This is a genomic window from Streptomyces sp. NPDC012794 (genome assembly GCF_042901085.1).
In the GTDB taxonomy this organism is placed as follows: Bacteria; Actinomycetota; Actinomycetes; order Streptomycetales; family Streptomycetaceae; genus Streptomyces.
In genome coordinates, this window is sequence record NZ_JBIBCI010000013.1 from 113473 (window position 1) to 128050 (window position 14578).

A 14578-nucleotide genomic window follows, 5' to 3' on the forward strand; every position below is an offset into this window, starting at 1 on the left:
GCGGGTGCGTCACGCCTTGGTGTTCTCCGCCTGCATCGCGGCGATCTCCTCGTCCGACTCCCGGCCCGGCGTGGGGATGTCCCACCTCGTGATCGCGAAGCGGAACACCGCGTAGTAGACGACCGCGAAACCCAGCCCGATGGGAATGATCAGCCAGGGCTTCGTCGCCAGCCCCCAGTTGATGACGTAGTCGATCAGACCGGCCGAGAAGCTGAACCCGTCGTGCACCCCCAGCGCCCACGTCACCGCCATCGACACGCCCGTCAGCACCGCGTGCACCACGTACAGCGCCGGCGCCACGAAGAGGAAGGAGTACTCCAGGGGCTCCGTGATCCCCGTGACGAAGGACGTCAGGCCCACCGACAGCATCAGCCCGCCGACCTCCTTGCGCCGCTGCGGCTTCGCGCAGTGCGCGATCGCCAGCGCCGCCGCCGGCAGGGCGAACATCATGATGGGGAAGAACCCGCTCAGGAACTGCCCGGCATCCGGATCGCCCGCCAGGAACATGTTGATGTCACCATGGACCGTCGCCCCGTCCGGCTTGGTGTAACTGCCGAACTGGAACCACACCGGCACGTTCAGGAACTGGTGCAGGCCGATCACCAGCAGCGCCCGGTTCGCGACACCGAAGATCCCCGCTCCCCAGGCACCCAGGCCCACCAGCCAGTCCGAGAAGCCCTCCAGCGCGTCACCGACCGGCGGCCACACCCACAGGCACAGCGCCGCGAAGGCGATCGCCACGAACGACATGATGATCGGGACCAGCCGGCGCCCGTTGAAGAAGCCCAGCCAGTCGACCAGCTTCACCCGGTGGTAGCGCTGCCAGAACCAGGCCGTGAGCAACCCCATGACGATGCCGCCGAACACCCCCGGATTCTGGTACGCGTACCCGGCGAAGGTGTCCGTCGGAGTCAGGCAGCCGCCCCCGACGTCCTTCGTGCCGGACGGACACGGCTTAGGGAAGGCGTGCAGCACACCCCGGTAGACGAGGAACCCCGCCACCGCCGCCAGCGCCGTCGAACCGTCCGCCTTCTTCGCCATGCCGATCGCGACGCCGACGCAGAACAGGAGGGGCAGACCCAGATCGGCATCCAGCAGGGCCCCGCCCGCACCCGCCATCACCTTGGCCACGGCCGTCCAGTCCAGCCCGTCCGCACCGAACACGTCCGGCTGCCCGAGCCGGTTCAGGATGCCCGCGGCGGGCAGCACCGCGATCGGCAGCTGGAGACTGCGCCCCATCTTCTGCAACCCCTGGAACAAGCCGTTCCACCGCTGCCCGCGCGGCACCGCCGCTGCGCTGCTCGCGCTCATCCGCGTCTCCCTCGGCCGGCCCGTTTTTGGCACGCGCAGCCCGTGCGGCACACTGGTGTAGACCAGTTGTGGGCAGGCTGCTGCTGATCGTCATCATTCGACAGGAACCCGGCCCGCGCCCGCACAGATAGGCCAACCGTGAGCCACCTGAGCTACCGTGACAAAGCGGACGCAGCGGGTAGCCGGGCACGGCCGCACAGACCCGTTCTTCGAAACACTCAGGGAGAAACACATGGCCACCAAGGCTGAGAAGATCGTCGCCGGGCTCGGCGGCATCGAGAACATCGAAGAGGTCGAGGGCTGCATCACCCGCCTGCGCACCGAGGTCGCCGACCCCTCCCTCGTCGACGAAGCCGCCCTCAAGGCCGCCGGCGCCCACGGCGTCGTCAAGATGGGCACCGCCATCCAGGTCGTCATCGGCACCGACGCCGACCCGATCGCCGGCGAGATCGAAGACATGATGTGAGCTGAACCCACCGCTCACCCGCCCCACCACGGGGCACAACGAGGACCCCGTACCGGCCCACCGGACGGGGTCCACGCGTACCCCCGCACCGACTAGGCTCACACCATGTCTCGCATCGACGGCCGCACGCCCGAACAGCTCCGCCCGGTCACCATCGAACGCGGATGGAGCAAGCACGCAGAGGGCTCCGTCCTCATCTCCTTCGGAGACACCAAGGTCTTCTGCACCGCCTCCTTCACCGAAGGCGTCCCGCGCTGGCGCAAGGGCAGCGGCGAAGGCTGGGTCACCTCCGAGTACTCGATGCTGCCCCGCTCCACCAACACCCGGGGCGACCGCGAATCCGTCCGCGGCAAGATCGGCGGCCGCACGCACGAGATCTCCCGCCTCATCGGCCGCTCGCTGCGCGCCGTCATCGACTACAAGGCCCTCGGCGAGAACACCATCGTCCTGGACTGCGACGTCCTCCAGGCCGACGGCGGCACCCGCACCGCCGCCATCACCGGCGCCTACGTCGCCCTCGCCGACGCCATCGTCTGGGGCCAGAAGAAGAAGCTCATCAAGGCCGGCCGCAAGCCCCTGACCGGCACCGTCGCCGCCGTCAGCGTCGGCATCGTCGACGGCGTCCCGCTCCTCGACCTCTGCTACGAGGAGGACGTGCGCGCCGAGACCGACATGAACGTCGTCTGCACCGGCGACGGCCGCTTCGTCGAGGTCCAGGGCACCGCCGAGGGCGAGCCCTTCGACCGCAAGGAACTCAACGCCCTCCTCGACCTCGCCGCCGGCGGCTGCGCCGACCTGGAAGCCCTCCAGCTCGGCGCCCTGGACCTCCAGGTCCCGTAGCAACCGCCGGCCGCGGCCACGCGTCTACGCGGATACGGGCGCACGGTCTCACCACCGTGCGCCCGTCCACGCATCCGAGCCTTTCCCGGGGGAATCCATGAAGCCGAAATTCCGCATCGCCGCCGTAGCCGTGGCGGCCGTCCTGACCGTCCCCGCCCTGACGTCCTGCGACGCCATCTCCACCGCCATGGACTGCGCCAACACGGCCGTCGCCATAGCGGACAGCGTCGGCGACCTCCAGCAGGCCGTCTCCAACGCCGGCAACAGCATCCAGGACACCCAGAACGCGCTCGACCAGGTCGAGACCAACCTGAAGAAGATCAAGGACACGACGGGCAACGCCGACCTCGGCAAGGCCGTCGACTCCATGAGCACGGCCGTCAAGAACGTCCGCACCGCCGTCAACAACGGTGACGCCACCCCCGACGTCCAGCCCGTCGCCGACGCCGCCGCCGAGATCTCCAAGGTCTGCACGCCGGGATAATGGCCGCATGACCCGCCTGATCCTCGCGACCCGCAACGCGGGCAAAGTCACCGAGCTCCGTGCCATCCTGTCCGCCGCCGGCCTGCCGCACGAACTGGTCGGCGCGGACGCGTACCCCGAGATCCCCGACGTCAAGGAAACCGGCGTCACCTTCGCCGAGAACGCCCTCCTCAAGGCCCACGCCCTGGCCCGGGCCACCGGCCTGCCCGCGGTCGCCGACGACTCGGGGCTCTGCGTCGACGTCCTGAACGGGGCCCCCGGCATCTTCTCCGCCCGCTGGGCGGGCGCCCACGGCAACGACCGCGCCAACCTGGACCTCCTCCTGGCCCAGCTCGGGGACATCCCCTCGGAACACCGCGGCGCCCACTTCTTCTGCGCGGCGGCCCTCGCCCTCCCGGACGGCACCGAACGCGTCGTGGAGGGCCGCCTCCTGGGCACCCTCCGCCACACCCCGGCGGGCGGCGGCGGCTTCGGCTACGACCCGATCCTCCAGCCCCTCGGCGAAACCCGCACCTGCGCGGAACTGACCGCGGACGAGAAGAACGCCATCTCCCACCGCGGCCAGGCCTTCCGCGCCCTCGCCCCGGTGATCCGGGAACTGCTGGGCTGAGGCCCCGACAACACAACGGCCGATCACCTCTGGACGAGGTGATCGGCCGTATGCGGTGGGCCCGGTGGGACTCGAACCCACGACACACCGGACCTAAACCGGCGCCCTCTGGCCAGCTGGGGTACGGACCCGCGCTCACTACCTTACTGGTCCCCGGATGCTCGTTGTGAAGGGAGCGGCAGCCTTGATCGCTTGGCGAAGGTCGGCGTCTGGCTGTGGCACGAAGGGCACAGATAGCGGAGGTTTTCCCGCCGGTTGTCGAGCCTGTCGCCGTTGATGTGATCGATCTCCAGGACGAGTCGACGGCCCCGCCAAGTGTCTCCCGTACCGCACTCCGCGCATCGGTGCGGCACGCCCAGGTCCTCCAGGGCCCGGCGCAGCGTCGCCGTCTGCGTGCGAGAGGAGCCGACTCCGCGTCGCGTCAGGATCGCCTCCGGCGACTTGCGCGCGGGGGAGGGGCGGCCGATGGCGTGCCCCTGGCCCGTGAAGTGCTCCGTAGGGAGCCCGTATTCCTCGATGCTCCGCCTGGCTTTGGCGCGTGCGGCACCGTCGGAGGGGTGGTGGCCGAGTGCCCGCATGACCCCGGCCATGCTCTTCGAGTCGGCGACAGCAGGCGCTATCTCTTCGCGGGCGAAGAAGCGTCGAGATGCGGCAGCATCCGGACGCGAGAAGTGGGACGTGTCTATCCCGAACCGGTCGAGGAGCTTTGCGATATGGGAGTGGGCGCTGCTGTACGGCTCGACGCCCATGTGGGCGAGCATCCCCGTGATGCTGTCCGTGCGGGCGGCCGCTTCCCGGAGCCGCTCTTCCGTGTAGCGCTCCCGGAGCCGGACGGGCAGTGGCTCGTCGACGAAGTGGGACGTGTCGATTCCGTAGTGAGCCAGCCTGTCCCGCAGGTACCGGTGTGGGCCGGACAGCAGCGGGGTGCCCAGGCGTTTCATGAGGTCGACCAGGCTGGTGGCCAGCGGCGCGGTGTGGCTGAGCAGTTCCCTGGGGTACCTGACCCGGCTCATGCGGCATTCCTCGCCTTGCGTCCGCGGTAGGTGTCCGTTGCCGCATGGCAGTTGGGGCACAGGAGCCGCAAGTTCTCCCGCCGGTTGTCCCACCAGTTGCCGTTGATGTGATCGACCTCGTGTCGAAGCGGCTTGTTGTTCCACTCCGGTCCCACCCCGCACTCGGCGCATTTCTCAGGGACGCCGGCCTTCAGCAGCTGTCGTCGCAGGCGCTCGCCGGGGACACGGCCGTCCTGCGGGTCCCTGAGCGAGAGCGTCGGTCCCAGAGCCCCCTTGGGGCGCGGCTTCCGGAGGGCGAGGAAATGTGATGTGTCGATGCCGAGAGACGCGATCCGCCGGGCGATGTGCGTGTGGTTGCCGCCGACGTTGCTGATGCCCAGGCGACTGACCACTTCCGAGATGGACGTGGACTCGGCGACCAGCTCCCGGAGCCGTTCCTCCGTGTGCCGTGCCCATTTCGTAGGGAAGTGCGAACAGTCGATCTCGGCCTCTCGCATCTTCGCCCGCAGATAGCGCCTGCTTCCGGCGCTCGGGGTGCCGCCGCACCATCGGACGGCGTCGTCCCAGTTACTCGTCTCGCGGGCTGCGGTTTCCAGTAACTCTCGTGTGTATCGGACTGGCATGGTTCTCCGCTTCCGGCCGCGTGTGCGGCCCTCATACGGAGTAACGGGCGGATAGCCGGACCGTTACGCGACTTTTCATGCGATAAACGGAAAGTCCCGCACCACTTCTGGGGCGGGACTATCCGGGGAGAAGGGGCGGGGTCAGATGCCCAGGTCCTTGATGATCTTCGCTACGTGGCCGGTGGCCTTGACGTTGTAGAAGGCGTGCTCGACCTTGCCCTCCTCGTCCACGACCACCGTGGAGCGGATCACTCCGGTGACCGTCTTGCCGTACAGCTTCTTCTCGCCGAACGCCCCGTACGCCGTCAGGGTCTCCTTCTCCGGGTCCCCGACGAGGGTGACCTTCAGGTGCTCCTTCTCGCGGAACTTCGCGAGCTTCTCCGGCTTGTCCGGGGAGACGCCGATGACGTCGTAGCCGGCCGTGGCCAGGGCGTCCAGGTTGTCCGTGAAGTCGCAGGCCTGCTTGGTGCAGCCCGGGGTCAGGGCCGCCGGGTAGAAGTACACGATGACCTTGCGGCCCTTGTGGTCGGCGAGCGAGATCTCCTTGCCGTCCGCGTCGGGCAGGGTGAAGGCGGGGGCGATGTCGCCCGGCTGGAGTCGCTCGCTCATGTCAGTGCTCTCCTCGGGAGGGGATCCGTACGGCATGAGCCTAAGCTGACCTAGCTGACAGACTGTCCATGACGGATCAAGCCCATACGTGACGACACGACGACGGAGGCAGCGCGGTGCCGGAAGCCAGGACCCCCGCACAGATCGAGGCGGACATCGTCCGCCGCCGCGAGCAGCTCGCCGAGACGCTCGACGAGATCGGCGTGCGCATGCACCCGCAGACGATCATCGGGGACGCGAAGGCCCGGGTCGCCTCGACGGTGGACCACACGGCCGGCCGCGCCTTCGTCGCGGTGAACCGGCTCGTCACCGACGTGAAGGACGGCCTGCGCCACGAGGACGGCGCCCCGCGCCTCGAGCGGATCGTGCCGGTCGTGCTCCTCGCGGTCGGCGTGGTGGGGCTGCTCGTGGCCTCCTCGCGCCGCAAGCGGTGACGGGGCGGTGACGGGGCGGTGACCACCCTCCGGCACGCGGCGCGGGTGGCGGCAGGTAGGTTCGAGGCGTGAGCGAGAACACCACCCACGACAAGCTGCCCATCCGCATGCTCCACGACCGCGTCCTCGTGAAGTCCGACACGCCCGAGGGCGAGCGGCGCTCGGGCGGCGGCATCCTGATTCCGGCGACGGCCGCGGTGGGCAAGCGGCTCGCCTGGGCCGAGGTCGTCGCGGTCGGGCAGAACGTGCGCAGCGTCGAGACGGGCGACCGCGTGCTGTACGACCCGGAGGACCGGGCCGAGGTGGAGGTGCGCGGGGCGACGTACGTGCTGATGCGCGAGCGGGACCTGCACGCGGTGGCCTCGGAGCGGCTGGAGGGGTCGAAGGACTCCACCGGGCTGTACCTCTGATCCGTTCTGCGGGGGAGGGCCGGTGACAGGGGTCACCGGCCCTTTCGCATGCCCTTTGCTACGGTGGAGCGGAATCCCCGACGAGACGCGCCGTACCGGGTGGCAGGACGCAAAGACGACGCACCCCCTTGCCGTTCTCGTCCCGGAGGTGCCTGTCATGGCCTGGGTTCTTCTTCTCGTCGCCGGTCTGCTCGAGGTCGGCTGGTCCATCGGCATGAAGTTCACCGAGGGCTTCACGCGGCTGTGGCCGTCGGTGTTCACCGGTGCGGGGATCGTCGCCAGCATGGTGCTGCTGTCGTACGCGGCCAAGACCCTGCCCATCGGTACGGCGTATGGCGTCTGGGTGGGTATCGGTGCGGCCGGTGCGGCCGTGCTCGGCATGGCGGTGCTGGGGGAGCCCGTCACCGCCGCCCGGATCTTCTTCATCTGTCTGCTGCTGGTGGCGGTGGTGGGGCTGAAGGCCACGTCCGGGCACTGACCGGCTCGTTCGGCGGCTCGTTCGGCGGCTCATTCGAGGAACTCGGCGGGCGGGCGGCGGCGGCCCTGGGTGGTGCCGCCGTCGGTGCCGCCGCCGTTCGTCTGGCCGCCGTCGGTGTCGCCTGCGGTGGTCTGGCCCCCGTTCGTCTGTCCCCCGGTGGTCTGGCCACCGGTGGTCTGGCCCCCGTTCGTTTGTCCTCCGGTGGTCTGGCCGCCGTTCGTCTGGCCGCCCTGCGTCTGGCCGCCGTTCGTTTCGCCGCCGGTGGTCTGTCCGCCGTTGGTCTGGCCGCCCTGCGTCTGCCCGCCCTGGGTCTGGCCGCCGTTCGCCGGGGTCGTCGGGGTGGGCGGTCCGGGCGGGGTGGGCCGGTCGGGCCGCTGCCACGGCGGGCGGCTGCCCCCGGGCTGCTGCGGCGTGGTGGGCGGGGGAGGCGGGAGCTGGGCCGCGCCGGGCTGGAGCTCCAGGTCGAATTCCTCCGGGTCCGTGGCCTCCAGGGCCGCCTTCGTGTAGGCGGCCCAGATCCGGGCCGGGTAGCCGCCGCCCCCGATACGGGTCTCGCCCAGCGCCCCGTACAAGGATTGGAGGGTGCCCGTGTCCGGGTCCTGGCCCATGACCGAGACCACCGTGACCAGGTCGGGGGTGTACGCCGCGAACCAGGCAGCGCGGTCCAGCTCGGCGGTGCCCGTCTTGCCGGCCGCCGGGCGGCCGGCCGCCAGGGCCTCCGTACCGGTGCCGTTGTCGACGACGCTGATCAGCATGGAGGTGGTCGTGTCGGCGGCCTCCCGGCTGATGGCCTGTCGGGGGGTGCGGTCGGGGAGGGGTACGTCCTCGTCGTCCTTGGAAATCTTCTCCAGGAAGGTGTACGGGGTGTACCGGCCGTGGTCGGCGAGGGTCGCGTACGCCTGGGTCATGTCGACGACGCTGGCCTGCATGGTGCCGAGGGCCATGGCCGGGCCGACGACGAGGTTCGGGGTGTTCTCGGGGATGCCGAGGTCGATGGCGGTCCGCTTGACCTTCTCGGTGCCGACGTCGACGACCATCTGCGCGAAGACGGTGTTGACGGAGAGGTCGGTGGCGGTGTTGACGGTGATGTCCCCGTACGACTGCCGGCCCTCGTTCTCGGGCGCGTACACGCTGCGGGTGCCGACGACGCGGCGCTTGTCGTCGCCGTTGTAGAGGGTGTTCGGGGTGATGCGGCGGCCGTCCTGGGTGCGGGAGTCGTTCTCGACCGCCGAGGCGAAGACGAACGGCTTGAAGGTGGAGGCGACCTGGTAGTCGTGCCGGGTCGCGTTGTTCACGTACTGCTTGGTGTAGTCGATGCCGCCGTAGAGGGCGACGACCTTGCCGGTGGCCGGGTCGATGGAGGCGCCGCCGGCCCGTACCAGGCGGTCCGCGGGGCGGGCGGCCGGGTCGAGCTTGTCGACCAGCTGCTTCTGGACGGCGTCGACGAAGGCGTTCTGGCGGCGCTTGTCGATGGTGGTGGTGATCCGATAGCCGCCTTCGGCGAGGGTCTTGTCGTCGAGGATCTCGTGCTCGGTGATGTAGTCCTTGACGGCCTCGACGAGGTAGCCGCGCTGCCCGGACAGGCCGGCGGCCCCGCGCACCTTGCCGGGCTCGGGGAACCGTACGGCGGCGCGCTCGCCGGCGGTCATCCACTTCTTCTTGACCATGCCGTCGAGTACGTAGTTCCAGCGGGCGACGGCACGGTCGCGGCTGCGGGGGTGGGAGACGACGTCGAAGGCGCTGGGGGAGTTGAGGAGGGTGGCGAGGTAGGCGCCCTCGGCGGTGGTCAGCTTGGTGACGTCCTTGCCGTAGTAGGCCTGGGAGGCGGCCTGGATGCCGTAGGCGTTGCGGCCGAAGTAACTGGTGTTCAGGTACCCCTCGAGGATGTAGTCCTTCGACTTCTCACGACCGAGTTTGATCGCGATGAAGAACTCCTTGACCTTCCGTTTGATCGTCTGTTCCTGGCCCAGGTAGTAGTTCTTGACGTACTGCTGGGTGATGGTCGAACCGGACTGGGTGCCCTTGCCGGTCGCCGTGTTCCAGGCGGCCCGGACCATCGCCTTGGGATCCACCGCTCTTTCGGAGTGGAAGTCCCGGTCCTCGGCGGCCAGTACGGCTTGCTGGACGCCGAGGGGGATCTGGGAGAGCGGGACGTTGACGCGGTTGACCTCTCCGTCGCGGGCGAGCTGGGAGCCGTCGGCGTAGAGGTAGACGTTGGACTGGGCGGTGGCGGCCGCGTTGGCCGGGGGGATGTCGACCAGCAGGTACCCGGCGACGAGCGCGCCGCCGATCAGCAGGGCGCACAGCAGCAGGGTGCCGACGACCGCGCGCCAGGTGGGCACGAAGCGGCGCCACCCGGTGCGCCGGCGCCCGCCTCCGGTGCGGGTGCGGCCGGCCCCGGGGCGGGACGCGGCCGGGCGCGCGGGGGGACGGCCCGGGGAGTCGGGGTCACGGGGGGCCCAGCCCGGTGGTGGTGACGGGTCGCTCATCTCCGGGGCTCCTCGGGACCGTGGGAAATATCCACATCTGTACCTCATGGTGTCTACCCGATGGCCGGTGATTTGGCCCCGGACGGGCATAAAACGGCCGCGTGGCTCGCCCCTCCGCACTAAGCTCGCGCGCTTTGGCCGAGGTGGCGCCGATGGCTCCGGTCAGACCGGGGCCGGCGGCTCCGGATGGCGTGGCGCCGACGGTTCCGGCCGGCGTGGTACCGACGGTTTCCGGTCAGGCCGGAGCCGATGGTTCCGGCCTGGGAACGACGCGGGAAAGGGAGGGATACGGTGCGTCTCCATCTGGCCGTCGCGGCCGGCGGCTTCCGGCGCTACGCCGCCTACGGGACGGCGACGGCCGCCGGCGTGTTCACCAACACCGTCTTCGGCTTCGTCGTCGCCTGCACGTACGTGGCGCTGTGGGACGAGCGCCCCCCACCTCGGCGGCTACGACCAGGCGCAGGCCCTGACCTTCGTGTGGGTCAGCCGGTCCCTGCTCGCGGCCGGCTCCCTCATCGGCGGCGGCTTCCAGGAGGAGCTCCAGGAGCGCATCCGTACGGGTGACATCGCCGTCGACCTGTACCGCCCGGCGGATCTCCAGGCGTGGTGGCTCGCGGCCGACCTGGGCCGGGCGGGCTTCCGGCTGCTGGGTCGCGGCCTGCTGCCGCCGGCGGCGTTCTGGCTGATGGACGGCGCCGGCGTCAACATGATGGCCACCGTCGTGACCGTCTTCTGCTCCGGGATCCTTCTGCCGCTGGCCGTCTTGCCGGGCGGGTTCGACGACGCGGGTGATGGTGATCGACCACGGCCGGCTGATGTACGACGGTGCGCTCGGCGGGCTGCACGCCTGGGGGTAGGGACAAATCAGGGTCGGGGCCGGGGTGGTGGGCCCGGTCTGTGCATAGGGTGGTCCACATGAGTGACGAGCGGCCGGAGAAGCCGTTGCCGGAGAAGGCCTCGCTGGAGAAGGCGGCGGAGGGGGAGGCGGGGGCGCCTGTGGCCGGGGCGGCCGGGGCGCCCGCGCTGAGGGCGTCGGACGCCGACCGCGAGCGGGTGGTGGACCGGCTGCGGGACGCGGTCGCCGAGGGGCGGCTCGACATGGATGAGTTCGAGGAGCGCCTGGAGGCCGCGTACACGTCCCGTACGTACGCGGAGCTCGAACCCCTGACCCGCGACCTCCCGGCCCCCGGGTCCTCCCCGCCGTCTCCGGTCTCCGCCGCTGCTCCTTTCCGTTCCCCGTCTCCTTCCTCGTCCCGTTCCTCGTCCTGGCCGGACCGGATCGGCGGTACGGGGACCTCCGCCACGGGCGTCGCCGTCATGTCGGCCTTCCAGCGCAAGGGCCGCTGGACGGTGCCCGCCCGCTTCAAGGCGGTGGCCGTCTGGGGCGGGGGCCAGCTGGACCTGCGCGAGGCGGACTTCGCGGAGCGCGAGGTCGTCATCACCTGCGCGGCCGTCATGGGCGGCATCGAGATCACCGTCCCGCCGGGCGTGGAGGTCGAGGTACGGGGCATCGGCGTCATGGGCGGCTTCGACCAGGGCACGTCCCAGGAGAACCTCCCGGAGCCGGGCGCCCCGCGGGTGGTCGTGAACGGCTTCGCCCTCTGGGGCGGGGTGGCGGTCAAGGTCAAGCCGCCCAAGGGCCAGACGCCGCTGGACGGCGGGAGCCCGCGCAAGGAGCTCTAGTTTTCCAGGGGGTGTTTGGCGGTGTCCGGCGGGTCAGGGCCGGCCGGGCCCTGACCCGCCGGACACCCCGGAGCTCCCGCGGTACCGGCGGCGCGCCGGGAACTCCCCGGACCTCCCGGGAGTCGGATGCTATGCAGACAGAACCGGCCGTCGGGGGAAGGGCAGGAGCAGCACGTGAACAGCCAAGACGGGGTGCGGGCCGCCCCACCCCCCGCCCGCGGGGCGTTCGTCTTCAGCACGGCGGACGAGGAGCGGCAGCGCGGTGTCCGCCGTATGAAGGCCACCGCGACCGGGCTGCTGGCCCTGGTCGCGCTGGTCTACGTCCTGGCGACGTTCGCGCGGAACGCATGGGGCGCCGGAGCCTGGGCCGGGTACGTCGCCGCCGCGGCCGAGGCCGGCATGGTCGGTGCGCTCGCCGACTGGTTCGCGGTGACGGCCCTCTTCCGGCGGCCCCTGGGGCTTCCCATCCCGCACACCGCGATCATCCCGACCAAGAAGGACCAGCTCGGCGTCTCCCTGGGGGAGTTCGTCGGCGAGAACTTCCTCTCCTCGGACGTGGTGCGCGCCCGGCTGCACGCCCTCGGCATCGGCGGCCGGCTCGGTGCCTGGCTGGCCGAGCCCGCGCACGCCGACCGGGTCACGGCGGAACTGGCCACCGCCCTGCGCGGGGCCCTGACCGTGCTGCGGGACTCCGACGTACAGGCCGTGGTGGGCGAGGCGATCACCCGGCGGGCGGAGGCGGCGGAGATCGCCCCGGGCATCGGCAAGACCCTGGAACGGGTCGTCGCCGACGGGGGACACCACCGCGCCGTGGACCTGGTGTGCGCGAAGGCGCACGACTGGCTGGTGACCCACGGGGACTCCGTCATGGACGCCGTCCAGGGCGGCGCTCCCGGCTGGACGCCGCGGTTCGTCGACCGCAAGATCGGCGACCGGGTGTACAAGGAGCTGCTGCGTTTCGTCACCGAGATGCGGGACATGCCGGGCCACCCGGCGCGCGGGGCGGTGGACCGCTTCCTGCGCGACTTCGCGGCGGACCTCCAGTCGGACACGGAGACGCGGGCGCGGGTGGAGCGGCTGAAGTCCGAGATCCTGGCGCGCGACGAGATCCAGGACGTGATCGCCTCGGCGTGGTCCGCGATCCGTACGATGATCATCTCGGCGGCGGAGGACGAGCGGAGCGAGCTGCGCCTGCGCGTACGGTCCTCGCTGATGTCGCTGGGCTCCCGGCTCGCCACGGACGGCCGTCTGCAGCGGAAGGTGGAGGGCTGGATCGAAGGCGCGGTGGTGTACGTGGTCACCACGTACCGGGCCGAGATCACCTCGCTGATCACGGACACGGTGGCGGCCTGGGACGCCGAGCACACCTCCCGCAAGATCGAGGCCCACATCGGCCGCGACCTCCAGTTCATCCGCATCAACGGCACGGTGGTGGGTGCGCTGGCGGGGCTGGTGATCTATTCGGTGTCGCGGGTGCTGGGGGGGTAGGGGCGGGGCTTCGGGGCTGGGCCCCGGCCCGCCGGGATCCGGGCCGCCAGATGCGGACATCCGGCGCTGGGGGCGCGTCTGCCCGCTTCGGACGCCGACCAGATCCCGCCTGCGAAGCACCCGAACCCAGCAGATCGCCACGCGCTCCTCATCGACCAGCGTCCGACGGCCTTCTGGCTGCCCCCAGCCGCGCGGCTTGGCGTTCGAGACGCCTTTGAGCCCGCCGGCGTTTGAGGCGCGGGCCCGGGCGGAGCCCGGGGAACGGTGGAAGGGCGGGTAGGGGAACGCTCCGCACGGCGGCACCCCGGCATCCCCGGCCAGGGGAGCGGCACGTCCCCCAGCCCGGCCAGGGCAAGGGTCCGCTCCCCAGTCGGCCCGGAGGGCGGGGTCAGCCCCGGTCGGCGACCGCCCAGGACGTCGCGGCCACGACCGCCGCCGCCCCCACGACGGCCGGCCACGCGCCGACCTTCTTCGCCAGCGGGTGCGCCCCCGCGAAGCCGGCGAGGTACAGCGCCCCCAGCCCGGCCGCGGCGGGGACACCGCCCCGCTTGTGCCACTCCCGGCCGGCCACGAGCCCGGCGGCGCCGAGCACGACACCGCCCAGGGGTCGCTTCTTGGTCCAGCGGGCGACGGCGTAGCCGCCGACCAGACCGGCCGCCGCCACCGCGGAGCTGGGTACCCGTGCCATGTCGAACTCCCTCGTACGTCTTGTCTTCGGATGTCTCCGCCCCCAAGCTAACGCGGCCTTCTCTACGCGCGCCGGACCCCCACCGCCCCGAGCAGGAGCACCGTCCCGCCCACCACCGCGTCCGGCACCGCCTCCCGCACCGTGCGCGGCAACAGCGCGACGACCCCGAGGACGAGGAGGAAGGCGAGCGCGCACCGCCCCGCCACCCGCAGCAGCCTGTCCGTGTTCACGGCTTGCTCAACGCCCCACCCGGGCCCGCGACACGGAGCAGGCGGAGGCGATTTGTCGCACACTCGCCGTTTCTGCGCATCGCCGGGCCGCGGAACCCCCTGGGCGTAAATTCGGTCTTCCAGCAGGAAAACCGCCCAACTCACCGGGAGTCGACACAGTGATCTCCTACGGACGCACCGTCCTGGACCTCGAGGACGAGCTGGTCGACGCCTACGCCGACGTCTTCTCCGCCGCGCCCTGGAACGAATGCGAAGAAACCATTCGTCAGTTCTCGACGCGCCTCCAGACCGATGTCCGGCGCCCGGGATTCCGTATCGCGTTCGCGCAGTCGGAAGCCGGAGTCGACGGGTTCGCCACCGGCTGGCTGACGCGGTCCCCCTTCCCGCAGCACCGTGCGTACCCGCAGGTCGCCGCCCAGCTCGGGCCCGACCGGGTGCGGGACCTGCTCGTCGGGGCGCTGGAGATCGACGAACTCGCCGTACGGGCCTACGCGCGCGGCCGCGGCACCGGCCGGGCCCTGCTCGCGGAGATCACCGAGGACGCCCCGCAGCGGCGCGCCTGGCTCCTGACCTCGCGGCTGGCCACGGAGACGGTGGCCACGTACCGCCGTCTCGGCTGGCACGAGGTGCCGGCCCTGCCCGGGACGCAGTCGGGCGTGGTCGTCTTCCTGTCCCCGAACCACCCCGGCCACAGCTAGACCCGTCACGGAACGGGCATACCC

At 71.0% G+C, this 14578-nt stretch carries 17 protein-coding genes, 1 tRNA gene, 1 pseudogene and 1 riboswitch; of the genes and pseudogenes, 11 read left to right on the plus strand and 8 right to left on the minus strand.

Translation table 11 applies throughout. The features are described 5' to 3' along the window. Positions 1 to 9 precede the first annotated feature (9 nt). Positions 10 to 1311 (minus strand): PTS transporter subunit EIIC, encoded by a 1302-nt coding sequence (locus tag ACFY7H_RS23510; RefSeq protein WP_388940988.1) that lies wholly within the window; start codon positions 1309 to 1311, stop codon positions 10 to 12. A 157-nt stretch (positions 1312 to 1468) separates the two neighbouring features. Here ACFY7H_RS23510 and ACFY7H_RS23515 point away from each other — a divergent pair, with 157 nt between their 5' ends. The 4 genes from ACFY7H_RS23515 (at position 1469) to rdgB (ending at position 3711) form a co-directional block, all read left to right on the plus strand. Continuing rightward, positions 1469 to 1777, plus strand: coding sequence for a glucose PTS transporter subunit EIIB (locus ACFY7H_RS23515; RefSeq protein ID WP_388940991.1), 309 nt, complete (start codon positions 1469 to 1471; stop codon positions 1775 to 1777). A gap of 105 nt (positions 1778 to 1882) precedes the next feature. Next, on the plus strand, positions 1883 to 2617 hold the full coding sequence (gene rph / locus ACFY7H_RS23520; protein WP_388940993.1) for a ribonuclease PH: 735 nt from the start codon (positions 1883 to 1885) through the stop codon (positions 2615 to 2617). 97 nt (positions 2618 to 2714) lie between these two features. Beyond that, positions 2715 to 3101 (plus strand): hypothetical protein, encoded by a 387-nt coding sequence (locus ACFY7H_RS23525; RefSeq protein WP_388940995.1) that lies wholly within the window; start codon positions 2715 to 2717, stop codon positions 3099 to 3101. 7 nt (positions 3102 to 3108) lie between these two features. After that, complete coding sequence (rdgB, locus tag ACFY7H_RS23530) at positions 3109 to 3711, plus strand: RdgB/HAM1 family non-canonical purine NTP pyrophosphatase (protein ID WP_388940998.1); 603 nt, start codon at positions 3109 to 3111, stop codon at positions 3709 to 3711. A gap of 56 nt (positions 3712 to 3767) precedes the next feature. On the opposite strand, the gene ACFY7H_RS23535 is transcribed toward rdgB, so the two are convergent. From ACFY7H_RS23535 to bcp, 4 genes are all read right to left on the minus strand, one after another. Further along, positions 3768 to 3842 (minus strand) — tRNA-Leu (locus tag ACFY7H_RS23535). 12 nt (positions 3843 to 3854) lie between these two features. Then, positions 3855 to 4724, minus strand: a complete 870-nt coding sequence (locus tag ACFY7H_RS23540) for an HNH endonuclease (protein ID WP_388941001.1) — start codon at positions 4722 to 4724, stop codon at positions 3855 to 3857. Further along, positions 4721 to 5347 (minus strand): HNH endonuclease, encoded by a 627-nt coding sequence (locus tag ACFY7H_RS23545; protein ID WP_388941003.1) that lies wholly within the window; start codon positions 5345 to 5347, stop codon positions 4721 to 4723. The genes ACFY7H_RS23540 and ACFY7H_RS23545 overlap by 4 nt, the downstream gene beginning before the upstream one ends. A gap of 141 nt (positions 5348 to 5488) precedes the next feature. Next, positions 5489 to 5956 (minus strand): thioredoxin-dependent thiol peroxidase, encoded by a 468-nt coding sequence (gene bcp, locus ACFY7H_RS23550; RefSeq protein ID WP_388941006.1) that lies wholly within the window; start codon positions 5954 to 5956, stop codon positions 5489 to 5491. A 116-nt stretch (positions 5957 to 6072) separates the two neighbouring features. Here bcp and ACFY7H_RS23555 point away from each other — a divergent pair, with 116 nt between their 5' ends. From ACFY7H_RS23555 to ACFY7H_RS23565, 3 genes are all read left to right on the plus strand, one after another. After that, positions 6073 to 6390 (plus strand): DUF3618 domain-containing protein, encoded by a 318-nt coding sequence (locus tag ACFY7H_RS23555; protein WP_388941009.1) that lies wholly within the window; start codon positions 6073 to 6075, stop codon positions 6388 to 6390. Between the two features lie 68 nt (positions 6391 to 6458). Beyond that, positions 6459 to 6800: a GroES family chaperonin gene (locus ACFY7H_RS23560; protein ID WP_388941012.1), complete on the plus strand. Its 342-nt coding sequence runs from the start codon at positions 6459 to 6461 to the stop codon at positions 6798 to 6800. 50 nt (positions 6801 to 6850) lie between these two features. Continuing rightward, positions 6851 to 6925, plus strand: a riboswitch (guanidine-III (ykkC-III) riboswitch). Positions 6926 to 6957: 32 nt separating this feature from the next. Next, on the plus strand, positions 6958 to 7278 hold the full coding sequence (locus ACFY7H_RS23565; RefSeq protein ID WP_030158619.1) for a multidrug efflux SMR transporter: 321 nt from the start codon (positions 6958 to 6960) through the stop codon (positions 7276 to 7278). 29 nt (positions 7279 to 7307) lie between these two features. Here the strand turns inward: ACFY7H_RS23565 and ACFY7H_RS23570 are convergent, their stop codons facing one another. After that, entirely contained in the window at positions 7308 to 9767 is a 2460-nt protein-coding gene (locus ACFY7H_RS23570) for a transglycosylase domain-containing protein (RefSeq protein ID WP_388941015.1), read from the minus strand. A gap of 249 nt (positions 9768 to 10016) precedes the next feature. Here ACFY7H_RS23570 and ACFY7H_RS23575 point away from each other — a divergent pair. The 3 genes and pseudogenes from ACFY7H_RS23575 to ACFY7H_RS23585 form a co-directional block, all read left to right on the plus strand. Then, positions 10017 to 10551 (plus strand): annotated as a pseudogene (locus ACFY7H_RS23575) (ABC transporter permease); the annotation flags it as partial. Positions 10552 to 10682: 131 nt separating this feature from the next. Then, positions 10683 to 11450 carry a DUF1707 domain-containing protein gene (locus ACFY7H_RS23580; protein ID WP_388941018.1) on the plus strand — a complete coding sequence of 256 codons (768 nt, stop codon included), beginning with the start codon at positions 10683 to 10685 and terminating at the stop codon, positions 11448 to 11450. A 126-nt stretch (positions 11451 to 11576) separates the two neighbouring features. Further along, positions 11577 to 12938, plus strand: a complete 1362-nt coding sequence (locus ACFY7H_RS23585; protein ID WP_388941021.1) for a DUF445 domain-containing protein — start codon at positions 11577 to 11579, stop codon at positions 12936 to 12938. 388 nt (positions 12939 to 13326) lie between these two features. Here the strand turns inward: ACFY7H_RS23585 and ACFY7H_RS23590 are convergent, their stop codons facing one another. Continuing rightward, complete coding sequence (locus tag ACFY7H_RS23590; protein WP_388941024.1) at positions 13327 to 13626, minus strand: hypothetical protein; 300 nt, start codon at positions 13624 to 13626, stop codon at positions 13327 to 13329. A 62-nt stretch (positions 13627 to 13688) separates the two neighbouring features. Then, positions 13689 to 13856, minus strand: a complete 168-nt coding sequence (locus tag ACFY7H_RS23595) for a hypothetical protein (protein WP_388941027.1) — start codon at positions 13854 to 13856, stop codon at positions 13689 to 13691. Between the two features lie 158 nt (positions 13857 to 14014). On the opposite strand from ACFY7H_RS23595, the gene ACFY7H_RS23600 reads away from it, so the two are divergent. Then, positions 14015 to 14554 (plus strand): GNAT family N-acetyltransferase, encoded by a 540-nt coding sequence (locus ACFY7H_RS23600; RefSeq protein WP_388941029.1) that lies wholly within the window; start codon positions 14015 to 14017, stop codon positions 14552 to 14554. The last annotated feature ends 24 nt before the right edge of the window (positions 14555 to 14578 follow it).

Coding starts and splice junctions, on each gene's coding strand:
- ACFY7H_RS23585 (WP_388941021.1), top strand. CDS start 11,577: ATGCTATGCAGACAGAACCGGCCGTCGGGGGAAGGGCAGGAGCAGCAC.
- rph (WP_388940993.1), top strand. CDS start 1,883: ATGTCTCGCATCGACGGCCGCACGCCCGAACAGCTCCGCCCGGTCACC.
- ACFY7H_RS23525 (WP_388940995.1), top strand. CDS start 2,715: ATGAAGCCGAAATTCCGCATCGCCGCCGTAGCCGTGGCGGCCGTCCTG.
- rdgB (WP_388940998.1), top strand. CDS start 3,109: ATGACCCGCCTGATCCTCGCGACCCGCAACGCGGGCAAAGTCACCGAG.
- ACFY7H_RS23510 (WP_388940988.1), bottom strand. CDS start 1,311: ATGAGCGCGAGCAGCGCAGCGGCGGTGCCGCGCGGGCAGCGGTGGAAC.
- bcp (WP_388941006.1), bottom strand. CDS start 5,956: ATGAGCGAGCGACTCCAGCCGGGCGACATCGCCCCCGCCTTCACCCTG.
- ACFY7H_RS23580 (WP_388941018.1), top strand. CDS start 10,683: ATGAGTGACGAGCGGCCGGAGAAGCCGTTGCCGGAGAAGGCCTCGCTG.
- ACFY7H_RS23590 (WP_388941024.1), bottom strand. CDS start 13,626: ATGGCACGGGTACCCAGCTCCGCGGTGGCGGCGGCCGGTCTGGTCGGC.
- ACFY7H_RS23540 (WP_388941001.1), bottom strand. CDS start 4,724: ATGAGCCGGGTCAGGTACCCCAGGGAACTGCTCAGCCACACCGCGCCG.
- ACFY7H_RS23570 (WP_388941015.1), bottom strand. CDS start 9,767: ATGAGCGACCCGTCACCACCACCGGGCTGGGCCCCCCGTGACCCCGAC.
- ACFY7H_RS23545 (WP_388941003.1), bottom strand. CDS start 5,347: ATGCCAGTCCGATACACACGAGAGTTACTGGAAACCGCAGCCCGCGAG.
- ACFY7H_RS23565 (WP_030158619.1), top strand. CDS start 6,958: ATGGCCTGGGTTCTTCTTCTCGTCGCCGGTCTGCTCGAGGTCGGCTGG.